The sequence below is a fragment of the Mucilaginibacter sp. GW821-FHT07G05 genome (genome assembly GCF_059418565.1).
This window is the reverse complement of record NZ_JBWKQC010000003.1, coordinates 671,904-687,939: the sequence shown is the minus strand read 5'-3', so window position 1 is coordinate 687,939 and position 16,036 is coordinate 671,904. Positions and strand designations below refer to the sequence as shown.

Below are 16,036 nucleotides of genomic sequence, written 5' to 3'. Positions count from 1 at the left end.
TATTTAATTTTTCGATAACCAATAACTGTTTTGACTTAATGAATTACCCTTCAGGCTACTTGCCGATAATGGCCAGTAAGCTGCCCCGTTTTGCACATCGGCGTCGGTAAATACCGGGATGAATGTGCTCACTTTACCAAATCTGATGAGGTCGAACACGCGCTGACCGGTACCCGGCAGCATACGCCTGCGTTCGGTTAGCAGGGCATCGGCAAAGGTTGTTTCGCTTAATGTGCTGTAATCTTCTTTGGCGCCGGCTGCTGCTTTTATCAGGTAGGTTTTAGCTTCGCTCAGATGTCCGCCGCGCCAGGCCGCTTCCGCGAAAAGCAGGTTGATTTCACGTAACGGTAAAAGCTCCAGCATATCTTTATTGCTAACTATCAGCGTAGCGGTATTATCAGCGGTTGAAATGTTGAACATATTACGCCTGGTATCTCCGGTTGGATAAATGGTATTGAACCTTTCCAGCGGCATGCGTACTACTTTCTCATCCAGCGGAATTTGCGGGATCGCGGTACGCCTGTCAACCCCTACCGATAAACCGAAAGCAGATAAGCTATCGGTTGTAGCTGCGGTAAAAGTATTATTGAGTACGTCATAAGCATTTTGGCCGTTACCCAGCCATAGCTGCTCTTGTGCCAGCAATGAAGTAGCTGCTGTTTTGTTAAACCTGATATTGGTTAAAGCAACGCTTTCTATACCGTCATCGTTGATCAGCATCCATGGTAAAAGGCCTTTGGCTTCCAGTGCCCAGGCAGCAGCCATCTTAACAGCGTCCTGATTGCTCAGGCGTACGCCAAAGTTGTTTTTCTCGGCAGATGGAATATCACCCCAAATACGGGCCAGGTAAAAATATGCCGACGATTTAAGCGCCAGGGCTTCACCTTTAAATAAATTGCGCTGGTTATTATTAAGTACACTTGCATCTGCCTTATTAATAATATCAAGCAAATCGTTAGCATCTTTTATAACATCGTAAAAGTAGCCCCAGTCGGTAAGTTGCTTTACGTAACGGTCATCTGAGGTTAGTTGCTGATTTGCTACTGCCTGCTGGTAGTTAACGGCTACCGTAAGATCGCCTGTTCTGGCTTCGCCATACATTAACCATGCATAATTAGCCAGCAATGCCCTTCTGAGGTCAACATAACCTCCAATAACTGCCTGCTCTATCTTCTGTGCCGAATCATAATATCCTTCGGCAACTGTTCTGTTCTCTAAATCGGTAGTGAGCGAATCCTTGCACGATGTAAGGACACACAGCAGTACGACCGGGATGAGCTTCCAAAATTTCATATCGTTCATTTTTTTATATCGTCAGTTTACAAAACCAGTTTTAAGCCCAATACAAGTGATGCAGGGAATGGAGTACCTGTGTAGCTCAGATCGCGCTTGCGGATACCTGTTATATTTTCCTCGGGGTTAAGGCCGCTGTATTTTGAAAGGGTAATCAAATTATCGCCGCGAACAAACACCTCCATGTCACTGATAGACACCAGGCGTTTAAGCACTGAGCCGAAATGGTAGGTAAGGACAGCCTTGTTTAAGCGTACAAAACTTGCATTTTCAATATTGCTGATCCCCTGGTAAATGGTACGCCCGGTAGCATCGGTACTGGTAGTATAGTAAGGTGTTTCGGCGCTTTTCAGCGGGAAGGTGTTACCAACCTGATCGGCATAGTAGGTACTGGTGAATGATTCTGCCGATACATCAGCTCCCCACGCGTAACTAACCGTTAGGCCGGCCGAAATATTTTTATAACTCCATGTATTGCTGATACCGCCGAAGCCTTTTGCTTCGCTGTTACCAATTACTTTTTGCTGGTTGCCTTCGTAGGCTATGAGCGAGGTAACCGCGTCGCCTTTTGAAAGCGCGCCCAGGTAAGCAAGGCTGGTATTTTGAATATCGGCAGGTAACGATCTTACCTTGTTTTTATATGCCGCTATGTTAAAGTTGGTTGTCCAGCTGAAATCGCGGGTGTGGATCCATTGGCCATCAAGGTTAAATTCAAACCCCGAAAGCCCCAGTGATCCGCCGGTTTCGTATTGATAATCGATACCGCTAATGTTGGGCAGGTATCTTTGATAAGTAAAGTCTTTGTATATTTTATTGAAATAGTTAACTGAAAAATTTATTGAAGAATTGATATCGAAAGATAAGCCGGCATCAAACTGGTAAACACCTACGCTCTTCGCGTCAGCGAAAGCCGGATAAAGCTGGCCTACACCAAGTTCGTTACCACCGTAATAATCACCGTAACCGCTTAACTGCCCGCGGTAAGTTTCGGGGCGGCTCAATATGCCGGTTTTACCGTAAGCCACATTCGCTTTTACAGGTATATTCAGGGTATTTTTGAGGTTGTAATGCACACCCAGTGCCGGGTAAAGCGCCCATTTGTTTTTGTAGAATGAGCTACCATCGGTACGCAGCACCATGTTAATATCCAGATCTTCCTTGTACTTCCAGTTCCATTTACCATAGAAAGAAAATATCTTTTCCATCTCGTGGTCAGACAGCGCGTTGGTTTGAGCCGCGTTATAACCCGTTACTACTTTTACAAAGTTTGAACCCCCGCTTTCTAAACTGCGTTGCCCGTCAACCGAGGTCAGCCTGTCGTCGTTGGTTCTGAGCTCGTTGCCGAGGGTCATATCCAGTTTCAGCCAGTCGGCAAATTGGTGCAGGTAGTTTACAGAGGTATTAATGGTGATGAGTTGCCTTTTGCTGGTAACGCTCGCGGCATAAATACTCCCGTCTAACACGGTAGATGGCACATACACATCCCTGCTTGCGGCCTCATAAGATAATGATGCGACTGAACTGGCTTTAAACGCAGGGTTGAACTGGTAGCTAAGCCCCATGAAGGAAACCAAACCAACGTTCCTTTTCTTATCCATCACAAAACCTTCGTCGTTTATAACCGGCAGCGGCAGTTCGCGATTGAACTCGCCCGCGTAACGGCCGTTTCTGTTGGCCAGCGCCAGGTTATTATAAAAGTGCGCCGTAAATTTTGGAGAGATATTATACTTAGCATTCAGGAACAACGACTGGCGGCCAAAGCCGGAATCTTTGATATAACCTTTATCCTGGTAGTTAGCTAAGCCGAAAAGGTATGAGCCGTAATCGCCGCCGCCGTCTACCATTACATTTTGTTCGTTAACAATGCCGCCGTTGCCATATACATCTCTGCGGGCCATGTTATTGAAATTGTAAAAGGCATCCTTTTTGTAATTGTTATCGGGCACAAAGTTGGCACCGGCATACGCGTTACCCCTTACATGGATAGCGCCCGTTTTACCCTCTTTCATAATAATATTGATTGCCCCGTTTGGCGCCTGAACGCCATAAGCGGCAAGCAGATCAATATTCTTTACTACTTCGATCCGCTCTATTTGGTCGGCCGAATAATAACTGAGTGGGTTAATGCCTGTTACATCCGACGGGCTGCCGATGATCGGGATGCCGTCGATAAGGATAAGCGGCATGGTTGATTTGTCGGTAGGGTCAATATTTAAACCGCGAAGATTTATAGTGGATTGTACACCCGGTGTACCAGTCCAGCTTTTAACCCTTAAACCGGCAATGTTGCCCAGCAGAATATTCTCAACACCACTCCGGTTTGATGAGATTACACTGTCAACCACCAGCGTATCCTGGGCACGTACATTCATCGCCCCTCCGAGGGATGCGAGAAAAAGAAACATAGTTTTCCAAATGCATTTTGGCAATAACTTCATAATTATCGTTTCAAAATTTTATAACCAGACCTGTTTTTTTCACAAACATGAATTTGTACAGCTTTAATAACATCAGCTGAAGAGCCGTTTCAATGCCCGCTAAATGTTAAGCAATACTAAACATTGTTTATTAAGATAAGGGGAGATATAAATTAACGAATTGTGAATTCGACACTATTTAAAGTGTGGAGTTGTTAAATAAATGTGCTTTGGGATGGGGTTTTGCCAAAAGTATTGGCCCATAAGCCTGCCGACTGTGCAAATACCCGGTATGCGGGTGAGTGAAGATTTTTAATATGGGGGTATAAAAGCGTAAAGCCTCTCATATAGGTATGAAAGGCTTTGCGCTTTTTATTTGTAGGTATTACACCTTATATATATAGTAATATAGATGGAGGGTTATGGCATTTAAAGTGCACGTTATATTAATCCCCGGTTTAGTCGAGCGTGATGAGTGCCGTGCGGATAACATCTTCAAAAAAACCTTTGTCGGTAGTTGATTTAACCGACACCTGTAATCCTTTTACGGTATTACTCAGGAAACGTGCCAGTGCCTGCGGATCTTTACGCTGATCAATTTCCCCGTTTTCCTGTCCCCGGTGAATTACTTTTAAAAATGTTTGTTCTAATTGCTGTTCGTTCTGGCATATGAGTGAGCTTACTTCCTGGTCGTAAGCGCCCAGTTCAACACCGGCATTAACAAAGAAACAACCTTTGCGTTGCTGGTCGTCCAGCAGGTTATTAACAATAAGGTCGAACAAAGCGCGCATGGCTGCTTTTGCCGATGGTGCTTCGCTGATCAACGCGCACATTTGGCTGCCATAGCCTTTTTGGTAAGTTTCGAGCGCTTTTATGTAAAGCTGGTGCTTATCGCCAAAGGTATCGTACAAGCTGGAACGACTGATGCCCAGTCCTTCCACCAGATCCTGCATGGAGGTTCCGTTATAGCCTTTGTCCCAAAACAGGCATACTGCCTTCTGGAGCACTTCACTTTCATCAAACTCTTTTGTTCTGGCCATAAATAGCAAAAGCTTTGTCCTGTTTTTTCAGGACAAAGCTATCGATTTTTTAAGGATTTTTAGGATTAACGATGACCGCCGCTGGCAATCAGTATTTCGCCGGTTAACCAGCCGGAATCATCTGAAGCCAAAAATACAGCGATAGGCGCGATATCTTCAGGCAAACCGATACGGCCCAGTGGAACCTGTTGCTCAAGTTGTTTCTGAAAATCGCTGCCGATGAAACCTGCGGTATGTGTACCTTCAGTTTCAACCATGCCCGGGTTGATGGCGTTAACACGGATCTTTTTAGGACCAAGTTCTTTAGATAATACCTGGGTAATAGAATCTACCGCGCCTTTGGTAGCTGTGTAAACAGCGGTTTCTGGCGGGGTAATACGTGTTACGGTTGAACTGATATTGATAATACTGCCACCACGGTCGCCAAAGCTTTTCACCGCGCCCTGGGTTACCAGCAATAAACCCAATACGTTGGTATTAAACTGGCGGTGAAAATGTTCTTCTGTAATGGCTTCTATAGCGCCAAACTCATAAACACCGGCATTGTTCACCAAAACGTCAACCTCACCAAAGGCAGCTTTGGTTTCAGCATACAATCTGTCAACATCAGCTGCTTTTGAAACATCTGCCTGTACAGCTACGGCTTTACCACCGGCGGCTACAATGTCGGCCACTACTTTTTCGGCACCTTCTTTTGCCGAAGCGTAATTTACTATAACGGCAGCGCCTTCAGCTGCCAAACTTTTAGCTATACCAGCACCTATCCCTTTGGACGCGCCGGTTACGATTGCTACTTTATCTGCTAATTTTTTCATGTCATTTTTCTATTTAGGAATGAACAGTCCAAATATAGATACATAACGGAATACTCGTTCCGAAAAGAAATAAGATTAAAATTTAATGACAATTGAAGATCAATAAAACCCTTGTAACGTTTCCCCCTTTTTGGTGTCTTTAGGTTAATTTAGTAATACATTTCTACCGTATGATCAGGAAACATATTTTGGCAATAGTCGCCGTATTGATCTCATTAAGCGCCCATGCGCAGGTTCAGGTACAAAAACGACTGGACTCGGTTATGCAACTTGCACATACCCGCGGCATCTTTAACGGGAACGTACTGGTATCGCGAAATGGGAAGATCATTTATGAAAATTCATTAGGCTATGCCGATGGCAGCAAGGCTAATGTATTAACATCCGCTTATAAATTTGATATAGGTTCGGTGAGTAAAGAATTTAACGGCGCGGCAATTTTATTACTGAATCAACGGGGCAAGCTTAGCCTTGACGATCCTATTAGTAAATTTTTGCCCGAACTCCCTGCATGGGCAGGTACCGTAAAGGTAAAGCACCTGATTACCTATACCAGCGGTATCCCGGGTTTTGAACCAACTTCGGCAGAAAGCGACAGCCTGGTATGGGCTAATCTGAAAGGATTAAAAACCCTGAAATTTGAACCGGGGACCGCTTATATATACAACCATTATAATGTATACCTGCAAATGCGGATTGTAGAAAAGGTAAGCGGAAAATCTTATGCCGATTTCATTACTAAAAACATATTTAAGCCCTGCGGTATGAAAGGCGCGGTGGTTGATCTGCCGGTGAGCAATCCGCAAATGGCCAAAGCCTTCGACCAGAATTTTCACACCACACCCTACCTGCAATCAATGACGGGCTGGGTAAGGTTAACGGCTCAAGATCTTTATCAATGGTCGGTATACCTGCACAATTATAAAATATTGGATAAAACATCATTTAAAGAACTGGCCATCAACTTCCCTAACGGCGAGAGCAGCGTAGGCACTACCGGTTTCTCGGGTGATACGCTGCTATGGCACCGGCATCAGGGCTCCAACAGTAATTATGAGGCCCTATTATACAGCGACCTGAAACGGGGATTTACCGTAGTAATGATGACCAATAACCAACAGATGAAGGTAGACGGTATTAAAAATGCCTTGTTCGCCGCTTTGGCTAACGAACCGGTTATCGTACCCAAAAAATCTGTTTACCTGGAGATCCGTGAAAAAGCGCTGGCCAATGTTGACCGGGGTTTGGATTATTACCGTGAACTAAAGGCTAATCACCAGGATAATTATGATTTCAGCTTTGAGATAGGCGACCTCATAAGCACGGGCAAATACCTGCTGCGCCGCAATAAAATGGATGATGCCATTAAGGTGTTTCAAACTGCCGTGGCCTTACAGGCCAAGCCTGATGATATAGCTTATGGTTATGAGTTGATAGGTGAGGCTTATCTTAAAAAACAGGATAAAACCAACGCGCAGCTTAACTACAAAAAAGCTGTGACTATAGATCCGAACAACAAGAACGCGGCGGGTATGTTGCAGGAGATAAGCAAGTAAATTTCACCGTTCTTGTAATTGTTTTGGCACGGGTAAATCTACTGCCATGTTACCATGTAGTTAAAAACACTTTTCTATTTTGTAGTATTTTAATTATTAGTAGCTTTAAATGTTCATTTTTCCATTTGAATTAACCTATGAAAAAATTCCTTATCATTTGCCTTGTATTGTTTATTGCCAGCGTAGGCTGTAAAAAAGAAAACGTTGGCGGTACCGGTATTTGTGCCTGTTCGCCGGTAATTGGCCCTGGTCTCCGTTTAGTTATTAAAAACAGTGCCGGTGATGACTTGCTTAACGAAAATACAAGCGGCGCGTACACTACTGATAAAATTGAGTTTTACAGAAAAGATGCTTCCGGAAAAATAACGCCCCTAACCTTTTCAATAAGAGCACCATTTGCCTATGGCAACCTGGAATTTGCTTACAATACAATATCTGTACATGTAGATTTTCTTCAACAAGCGGGTGGGCAACCCATTTACCTTAAATTGGGTGATAAAAATGTATATGAATTGAACGCAGTATTAAATAAACAGAAAAACGACGTGGAAAAACTACTGATAGGCGATACCACTGCGGAGAAAGACAGTAGTGAAGTTTCAAAATCTGCTGCCATATTTTACCTAACGGAGTAAGCATCATTCTACTACTTAAAGCCTATTAAACAGCTTAGCCCAATCATACAGTTTCTTTTTCTGCTTGTTTAACAATTCAGGCTGTAAGCGCCATTGCCAGTTGTTGGTTACCGATGCGGGTACGTTCATCCTGGCAGTTTCATCAAGCCCTAATACATCCTGAATGGGCACAATAGCTATTTTAGCCACTGATGAATAGGCCAGCCTGATGAGCGCTTCGTGAACATTTTTCTTATTCACTTTTAAATTCACGTATTGGCTCAACTGCTTCTTAACCGCTTTACCGACATCCTTACGGTACCAGCCAAGGGTGGTATTATTATCGTGCGTGCCGGTATATACCACAAAGTTGGATGTATAATTATGAGGGATATAGGGCGATACCGCTATGTTATCGCCAAAGGCAAATTGCAGCACTTTCATGCCGGGCATGTCAAATTCATCGCGTAACTGGTAAACAGCATCGTCAATATCACCCAGGTCTTCAGCTATAAAAGACAGATCGCCAAGCTGTTGTTTTAATATATTGAAGAAGTCGTCCCCCGGGCCGGGCTGCCATTTTCCGTTGATGGCGGTTTGCTCTACCGCGGGCACTTCCCAATAGGCGGCAAAAGCACGGAAATGATCGAGCCGCAGCAGATCGTACAACTCCATATTTTTACGGATACGCTGCACCCACCATGCGTAATGCTGTTCTTTTAGCTTGTCCCAGCGAAATACAGGCATTCCCCATAATTGCCCGTCGGCATTAAAATAATCGGGTGGTACACCGGCTACCATCTTCATATTACCGGCCTCATCCAAACTGAATATTTCCGGGTTAGCCCATACATCCGCCGAATCATAACTTACATAAAATGGCAGGTCGCCGAATAAACGGATGCCTAAATGAGCGCAATAGTCTTTTAATTCACCCCATTGTTTAAAAAACACAAATTGCAGCCACTTGTGGCAGTCTATATTATCGGCATGGTTGCGGCTGAAGCGTTTTAAGGCTTTGGCATCGCGACTGGCGTATTCTTCGGGCCATTTGTTCCAGCTGTCGCCGCCATAACTTTGCTTTAGTTCAACATATAAGGCAAAATCATCCAGCCAAACAGCTTCCTTTTTACAAAAAGAGGTAAACTCCTGTTGCAAGGAGGTAATCCCTGTGATTTTAAAATTTAACCACGCGGTATGGAACAAGCTCAATTTTACTTGTTCCGCTTTTTTATAATCAACTTTATTGGTTGATGACAAGCGGTACTTATCAAGTCCTTTTACACTGAGCAAGCCTACATCAGCCAGCCATTCGGGACTGATCAATAAGGTATTACCGGCCATGCCCGAAAACGAACTGTAGGGCGAATAGCCATTATCCGCCCCGGTAGGTGTAACCGGTAATAACTGCCAGTATTTTTGCCCGGCACCGCTTAAAAACTCCGCGAAGTGTTTTGCCGTGCCGCCAATATCACCAACACCAAAATCAGACGGTAACGAAGTAACAGACATCAAAATGCCCGCGCCACGGTTATTAACGGGTTGTTTTAATTTTAATATGGCAAGCGGCAGGGTTCCAAATATCTCCTTAACGGCAAGCGTTCCGTCTGTTTGCCCGGTTGACGCGGTAAGCAGGTTTTCGAAATTTGACGGCGCATCATAAGGTAAAACGATCCGGGTATTAGCCCAATCAATCTGTGGTATTTCCTTTTGCTGCTCCTTACATAATTCCGCAATATGCAGCGGAGCGGCTACAACATACCATTGCTGCTGATATCGCCTTGCAAAAGCCAGTATGTTCTTTTTGTACTTGCCTTTTACCTTTAGCGGAATGTATGATGCCTTTGCAAAATGCTCGGGGTTAGCCTTTCGCTCTTTTAGTAATACCTGTGTGAGCCACTGCTTAATTTGCGCGTTGTAACGCTGTTGCCACAATTGTGCCGGTAACCCTGTATGCTTTATCGATTGCAGATCATCCAGCAATTCCTTATTTAAATTATAATCGACAGGCCGACGGTTATCCGGGTCGACCAGGCTTAAATCCCAGCGTTCGCAACCCTGGTAAACATCGGGCACACCCGACGACGTAAATTTGAGCAGTACCTGTGCCAGCGAATTGACAATACCCAAATCGCTCACTTTTTTGTGGAAGGGTTCAAAGCTTTTCCAAAACGCGCCGTCTTTGTTTAACAACGTGGCAGCGAAGTTTTTGGTAGCTTTTTCGTAAGATATATTTGGCTTAGCCCAATCCGAATGCTGCTTGGCTTCACGTAATGCCTTTTCAAGGTATTCAGATAAACGCCCTGCAAAATCATCCCCGTTTTCGCCCGGCATGGGGTAAGCACCTGTCAGGGTTTGATAAATGAGGTATTCATCATTGGCATCGGGCGCGTTGTTTTGTATTAGGCCGGCGTTTATTTGCTGCCATTCCTGTACTTTGGCTATCCATTCATCAGCCATATCGGTAAGTACATTCAGCCGTGCCCGTACATCTTCACCGCGCTTGGTATCATGGGTTGAGGTGCCGTTGAGCGATAGCGGCCATTGTTGCTGCCCCATCTCCATCGTTTCATGAAAAGCCTTTACCGGTTTGCCGAAAGCATCGGGCGCATCGCCAACTTCATTATGACCTATAAACCTATTGTATGTGTACATCAGCGTATCTTCTACCCCTTTCGCCATCAGGGGGCCGCTAAGCTGCATGCATCGCCTGTAAAATTGCGAAACATTGTTGCTGAATACCGCATTGCCCTGCGTTGGCTTTTGCAGCAGAACAAACTTCAGCACTTCAATACCGGGCGATAAGTTAGGATAGCGAACTATGGTCTGCTTTAAAACTGCCTCTACCGCTTTTGCCTCCTTTTTGCTTAGCGGAAAACCATTACCATAATAACGGTAAACCGGGCAATGCACCAAAAAAGCGCCGATAGCCTGTTTCATCAATTCCGGCGGTACACCTTGTAACTCCTTGCCTTCCGCAAGCTCCAGCTCAAAAAAATACCGGGTTAAGTTATCCAGTTCACCGGCCATATGGTGGTTAAGAATATAGGCTTTCTTTTCCCATATCTGCTGCTGAACAGGTACATTAGTTCCTACTAATTTATCGTAGTAAGTGCTGAAGATCTTTTCACTGCCTTTGTTGGTGAACAGGTTGTTTACATCGGCCAGGTATTCGTATCCCGTAGTGCCTTGCACGGGCCAGTTTACCGGCATCTGTTCCCCTTCTTCCAGTATCTTCTCTATTACGATATATACATCCGGACCAACTAATTGCCTTAATTTATTCAGATAAGCCGTAGGATCATACAAGCCGTCGATATGATCAACCCGTAGCCCCTGGAACACACCTTCGTTCAGCAGGGTTTTGATGAACTGATGGTAATCCTCAAACACTTTTTCATCCTGAATATTGAGGCATATCAACCCGTTCACCGTAAAAAACCTACGGAAGTTAATAGTGTGATCTGTTTCGGCCCAACTGCATAAACGATACAATTGCTCCTCGACCAGTTTGCGCAGTTTGGGTTTGTCTTTATTAATGGTTTGAATGCAATCGTCCAGATAATCTGTAACAGAACCATCCTTACAAACTACAGACAATTGCGATAGCGCGTCATCCCATAACTGGTTATAAGTACCCGGCTCTGTTTCTTTTACAACCTGTTCTATTGTTGCTACCAGTTGTTTTACCGCATCGGGTTTATCCCTTTTTGTTTTTAGTACCGATAAATAAGATGCCGGGCTAAGCGGATAAGCGCTGTCAAAATAGCTAAGTGATAATCGTCCGTTGACTATAGCAAGTTGGAGGTCGCCTTTTTTTATCACATCCACTAATGACGAACCTAAAAAGGGCACCATTATTTTACCTTCAAACAATGCCGATGTGCCTGCCATATCAAAGAAATTGGCATAGGCCGACATTACTCCCCGCTCAAGTACATCGTTTAACCACGCATTATTGGGATGAAAAGCCATGTGATTGGGCACAATATCCTGCAGCCAGTTAATACCTGCCGTCTTTAACTTTTTGCTGAGGGCTTTCAGCTGTTTAAGTGTACCTATTTCAGGGTTGATGCGGTGCGGATTCACAATATCATAACCATGCGTACTACCCGGCGTGGCCTCAAAAACCGGCGAAGCATACAAGGTGCTTATACCCAGTTTTTGCAGGTAGGGGATATTACGATCAAGATCATCAAAAGTAAAACCTTTATGAAACTGTATACGATAGGTAGCAACAGGATTAAACATGGTTACTGGTATAAATAATTATCGATTCAGGTTGTAATGTTACCGCGCTTTCGTTGTTTGGCAGGTTAGCCGCTTTAGCCGGGCCGTTCAATGCAGGCGCGGCGCTATCAAGCAATAAGCGCCATTCTTTATCATCGTTAGGCAATTGCAATTGCTGTACTGATTTCGAAAAGTTCATCAGGCAATACACTTCTTCGTTCCCATGCCAGCGATGCAATAACAGCGTGTTGTTTTTAGGGTAAGCTTCTACCTCTAAATTTTCGCGGTTAAGTTGGTACAGTGCCGCGTGCGATTTACGCAAAGCGATAAGCGCCTTATAGTAATTGAACATTACCTGGTGATGCCCCTTATGGCTAAGTGGCCATTGAAGTTTAGAGCGATTAAAGGTATCATCCGCTTGCGGATCGGGTGCCTCACCTTCGGCATGGAAGGCTTTGAATTCTTCCTTCCGGCCTTTTCTTACCGCTTCAACCAAATCCTTATCGGTATGGCTTACAAAATACAGGAAAGGGTTTGGCTCGCTCCACTCCTCGCCCATAAACAACATGGGTAAGTACGGACTAACCATAACTGCCGCCGTCATCAGTTTTTGCATTTCAAAACTAACCAGCTTACTTGTACGCTCGCCCAGCATGCGGTTGCCCACATGGTCATGATTTTGCGAGAACACGATAAACTGTTCCCCCGGATTGAGCTCTGCCTTAGCACCAAATGTTTTTAAACGATGCGACGAGTAAATGCCATCGTACACGTACGCGTCTTTGTAGGATTTCGCCAAATGTTCAATACCATTAAAATCCGAATAGTAACCGGTACGTTCTTCGCCGGCCGTTACCCGCAGCGCGTGGTGAAACTCATCTATCCATTGGGCATCCATACCATATCCCTGCTTTGCCAAAGGGTTAATAAACTTAGGATCATTCAGATCAAGCTCCACGATCAGGTAATGCTGCCTGCCCGATGCCGCTATCAGCACATCAACCTGTTCCTTTATTTCTTGCAGAATATGTTTGGTGCTCAAATCTTTTATGGCGTGCACAGCATCCAAACGCAGGGCATCGATATGAAAATCCCGAAACCACATCAGTACATTTTCGATAAAATATTGCCTTACGGCATCGCACCAGGCATCATCAAAATTGATGGCATTGCCCCAGGGCGTATTATATTTTTCGGTAAAGTATGGGCCGTATTCATTAAAATAATTCCCTTCAGGCCCCATGTGGTTATACACCACATCAAGCACCACCGCCAAACCTTTATTATGGCAGGCATTTACCAGGTGGCGCAAACCATCGGCACCGCCATAACTGTTTTGTACCGCGTATGGGAATACCCCGTCGTACCCCCAGTTACGTTCACCCGGAAACTGGGCGACCGGCATTAGTTCAATAGCGGTTACGCCTAATTCAACTATATGGTCAAGCTTTTTCTCAATGGCGGCAAAAGTACCTTCGGAGGTGAAGGTGCCGGTATGCAGTTCATAAAAGATATAATCGCTCAATGGCAAATTCTGCCATGTGGTATCAGTCCAATTAAAATTTTTGAGGTTGATGGCTTGTGATACGCCGTGTACACCATCGGGTTGCGAAAGCGATGCGGGGTCGGGCAGTTCCTTTTCACCGTCGAGTATAAACTGATAACTATCGCCGGGATTTAGCTTTTTGGTGCTTAATTTCCAGTAACCGTATTCCGCTTTTTTCAGCGGAATACGGTCTTTACCTTCAATTTTTAGTCCTACGGTTTTAGCCGCGGGCGACCAAAGCAAAACTTCGGCCTCGCCCATCGTATTAAAATTAACACCTATTGATCTGTATGCCGGGTTAATCTTTTGTTTCATTGTGTGCAAAATGATGCTTTAACAACACTACCGAACGCCCTTCAACACGTATCACTTCTTCGGCTTTATGGGTTTCTTCGGTAAAATCGCCCACGCTGGTATCCATTATCTTTTTCCAGATCTTGCCGTATTTTGCTTCAGGAAGTTTATAATCGATAGGTTCATGAGAGGCATTGAAAATGATATAAAAATCATCATCCAAAATACGCTCACCTTTGGGGCCAACCGAGTGCAAACCTTTGCCGTTAAGGAAAACCGCCAGCGATTTTGCAAAATCATGGCTCCAGTTCTCTTCGGTCATTTCGGTTCCCTCGGGTAAAAACCAGGCGATATCTTCTAACCCGCGCCCCATAACAGGCTGCCCCTGGAACCAGCGGCGGCGGCGGAAAATCGGATGGTCTTTACGAAACTGGATCAGCTTTTTGGTAAACTCCAGCATCTCCTTATCGGCTGCGGCCCAGTTAAGCCACGAAATTTCATTATCCTGGCAGTAAGCATTGTTATTGCCCTGCTGTGTACGGCTCATTTCATCGCCTGCTACAATCATCGGCACCCCTTGCGACAATAACAACGTAGCAAAAAAGTTGCGCTTTTGCTGCTGCCTTAAGGCAATCACGGCTTCGTCATCCGTTTCGCCTTCGGCACCGCAATTCCACGAGCGGTTGTGGCTTTCGCCATCGTTATTATCCTCGCCGTTGGCATCGTTATGTTTGTCGTTATAGCTTACCAGATCGTGCAGCGTAAAACCATCGTGCGCGGTAATAAAGTTGATGCTGGCCGTAGGGCGACGGTAATCATCCTGGTAAAGATCGGGGCTGCCGGTAAAGCGCTGCGCGAACTCGCCCAGCATGCTATCGGCACCACGCCAGTAATCGCGTATGCAATCGCGGTATTTACCGTTCCACTCCGCCCATCCCGGCGGAAACTTGCCTACCTGGTAACCGCCTTCGCCAATATCCCAGGGTTCGGCAATTAGCTTTACCTGCGAAATAACCGGATCCTGGTGAATAATATCAAAGAACGCGCTCAGGCGGTTTACCTCGTGCAATTCACGCGCGAGCGTTGAGGCAAGGTCAAACCGGAAACCGTCCACATGCATCTCCGTTATCCAGTAGCGCAGGCTATCCATAATATAGCGTAACACGTTGGGCAGCATGGCATTCAGCGTATTACCGGTGCCGGTGTAATCCATGTAAAAGCGCTTATCATCTTCGGTAAGGCGATAGTAAGATGAATTGTCCACCCCTTTAAAAGAAAGCGTAGGGCCCATTTGGTTACCCTCGCCGGTATGGTTATATACCACATCAAGTATCACCTCAATACCTGCCTTATGCAGTTCTTTCACCATGTTTTTAAACTCAACTACCTGCTGCCCTTGTACTCCGCTTGATGAGTACCGTACATCGGGCGCGAAAAAGCCTATGGTGTTGTATCCCCAATAGTTACGCAGCCCTTTTTCTAATAGGCTGCGGTCGTTAACAAATTGGTGTACAGGCATAAGCTCAATAGCGGTGATACCCAGTTCCTTCAAATAATTAATAGCGGCAGGATGTGCCAGCGCGGCGTATGTACCCCTGATCTCCTCCGGAATTTCCGGGCAGGTCATGGTAAAACCGCGTACGTGTGCTTCGTAAATGATGGATTGATGGTATGGGGTGCGCGGCAACTGATCGTCGCCCCAATCAAAAGCATTATCTACCACTACCGATTTTGGAATATAATTCGCGCTGTCGCTTTCGCTGAAACTCAGGTCTTCTTCTTCGCTGCCTATCTCATACGCAAAAAGCGAATCGTGCCAGTCAATACTACCGGCAATGGCCTTGGCGTAAGGATCCATCAATAACTTATTGCGGTTAAAACGATGCCCGTTAGATGGCTCGAAAGGCCCATCCACACGGTAACCGTATAACTGGCCGGGTTTTATATCGGGCAGGTAAACGTGCCATACCTGGTGCGAACGTTCATATAATTGTATACAGGCGATCTCCTTGCTACTATCAGTCGAATCAAATAGGCAAAGTTCAACACCGGTCGCGTTATCCGCGTATAAAGTAAAGTTAACGCCATTTCCGTCCCATGTAGAACCAAGCGGGTATGGCTTACCCGGATAAGTAGTGATTTTCATAGTTGCACTATAAAAGGAACAACTATTTATATTGTTTTGTAATTATTGGCTTCGCGATAGAGAATTACCTCCCAACAACACGTTG

General features: G+C 45.1%; 9 protein-coding genes. 2 read left to right on the top strand and 7 right to left on the bottom strand.

Annotated features, from left to right (window positions below; genetic code table 11):
* Positions 1–3 precede the first annotated feature (3 nt).
* The 4 genes from AC07NA_RS11020 to AC07NA_RS11005 form a co-directional block, all read right to left on the bottom strand.
* Positions 4–1,293 (bottom strand): RagB/SusD family nutrient uptake outer membrane protein, encoded by a 1,290-nt coding sequence (locus AC07NA_RS11020; protein ID WP_494897617.1) that lies wholly within the window; start codon positions 1,291–1,293, stop codon positions 4–6.
* Between the two features lie 26 nt (positions 1,294–1,319).
* Positions 1,320–3,698, bottom strand: a complete 2,379-nt coding sequence (locus tag AC07NA_RS11015; protein ID WP_494897616.1) for a TonB-dependent receptor plug domain-containing protein — start codon at positions 3,696–3,698, stop codon at positions 1,320–1,322.
* A 470-nt stretch (positions 3,699–4,168) separates the two neighbouring features.
* Positions 4,169–4,750 (bottom strand): TetR/AcrR family transcriptional regulator, encoded by a 582-nt coding sequence (locus AC07NA_RS11010; RefSeq protein ID WP_494897615.1) that lies wholly within the window; start codon positions 4,748–4,750, stop codon positions 4,169–4,171.
* 65 nt (positions 4,751–4,815) lie between these two features.
* Positions 4,816–5,565 (bottom strand): SDR family NAD(P)-dependent oxidoreductase, encoded by a 750-nt coding sequence (locus AC07NA_RS11005; protein WP_494897614.1) that lies wholly within the window; start codon positions 5,563–5,565, stop codon positions 4,816–4,818.
* 170 nt (positions 5,566–5,735) lie between these two features.
* On the opposite strand from AC07NA_RS11005, the gene AC07NA_RS11000 reads away from it, so the two are divergent.
* Together AC07NA_RS11000 and AC07NA_RS10995 are read left to right on the top strand one after the other, a co-directional pair.
* Entirely contained in the window at positions 5,736–7,121 is a 1,386-nt protein-coding gene (locus AC07NA_RS11000; RefSeq protein WP_494897613.1) for a serine hydrolase domain-containing protein, read from the top strand.
* Positions 7,122–7,258: 137 nt separating this feature from the next.
* Positions 7,259–7,756 carry a hypothetical protein gene (locus tag AC07NA_RS10995; protein ID WP_494897612.1) on the top strand — a complete coding sequence of 166 codons (498 nt, stop codon included), beginning with the start codon at positions 7,259–7,261 and terminating at the stop codon, positions 7,754–7,756.
* A 15-nt stretch (positions 7,757–7,771) separates the two neighbouring features.
* Here AC07NA_RS10995 and treY read toward each other — a convergent pair whose 3' ends face one another.
* From treY to glgX, 3 genes are read right to left on the bottom strand one after another with little or no spacing between them, the layout of a single operon-like run.
* Positions 7,772–11,986, bottom strand: coding sequence for a malto-oligosyltrehalose synthase (treY, locus tag AC07NA_RS10990; RefSeq protein WP_494897611.1), 4,215 nt, complete (start codon positions 11,984–11,986; stop codon positions 7,772–7,774).
* Positions 11,979–13,826 carry a malto-oligosyltrehalose trehalohydrolase gene (treZ, locus tag AC07NA_RS10985; RefSeq protein ID WP_494897610.1) on the bottom strand — a complete coding sequence of 616 codons (1,848 nt, stop codon included), beginning with the start codon at positions 13,824–13,826 and terminating at the stop codon, positions 11,979–11,981. The genes treY and treZ overlap by 8 nt, the downstream gene beginning before the upstream one ends.
* Complete coding sequence (gene glgX, locus AC07NA_RS10980) at positions 13,810–15,951, bottom strand: glycogen debranching protein GlgX (protein ID WP_494897609.1); 2,142 nt, start codon at positions 15,949–15,951, stop codon at positions 13,810–13,812. The genes treZ and glgX overlap by 17 nt, the downstream gene beginning before the upstream one ends.
* Positions 15,952–16,036: the final 85 nt, after the last annotated feature.

Coding starts and splice junctions, on each gene's coding strand:
- AC07NA_RS11015 (WP_494897616.1), bottom strand. CDS start 3,698: ATGTTTCTTTTTCTCGCATCCCTCGGAGGGGCGATGAATGTACGTGCC.
- AC07NA_RS11000 (WP_494897613.1), top strand. CDS start 5,736: ATGATCAGGAAACATATTTTGGCAATAGTCGCCGTATTGATCTCATTA.
- AC07NA_RS11020 (WP_494897617.1), bottom strand. CDS start 1,293: ATGAAATTTTGGAAGCTCATCCCGGTCGTACTGCTGTGTGTCCTTACA.
- treY (WP_494897611.1), bottom strand. CDS start 11,986: ATGTTTAATCCTGTTGCTACCTATCGTATACAGTTTCATAAAGGTTTT.
- AC07NA_RS11005 (WP_494897614.1), bottom strand. CDS start 5,565: ATGAAAAAATTAGCAGATAAAGTAGCAATCGTAACCGGCGCGTCCAAA.
- glgX (WP_494897609.1), bottom strand. CDS start 15,951: ATGAAAATCACTACTTATCCGGGTAAGCCATACCCGCTTGGTTCTACA.
- treZ (WP_494897610.1), bottom strand. CDS start 13,826: ATGAAACAAAAGATTAACCCGGCATACAGATCAATAGGTGTTAATTTT.
- AC07NA_RS10995 (WP_494897612.1), top strand. CDS start 7,259: ATGAAAAAATTCCTTATCATTTGCCTTGTATTGTTTATTGCCAGCGTA.
- AC07NA_RS11010 (WP_494897615.1), bottom strand. CDS start 4,750: ATGGCCAGAACAAAAGAGTTTGATGAAAGTGAAGTGCTCCAGAAGGCA.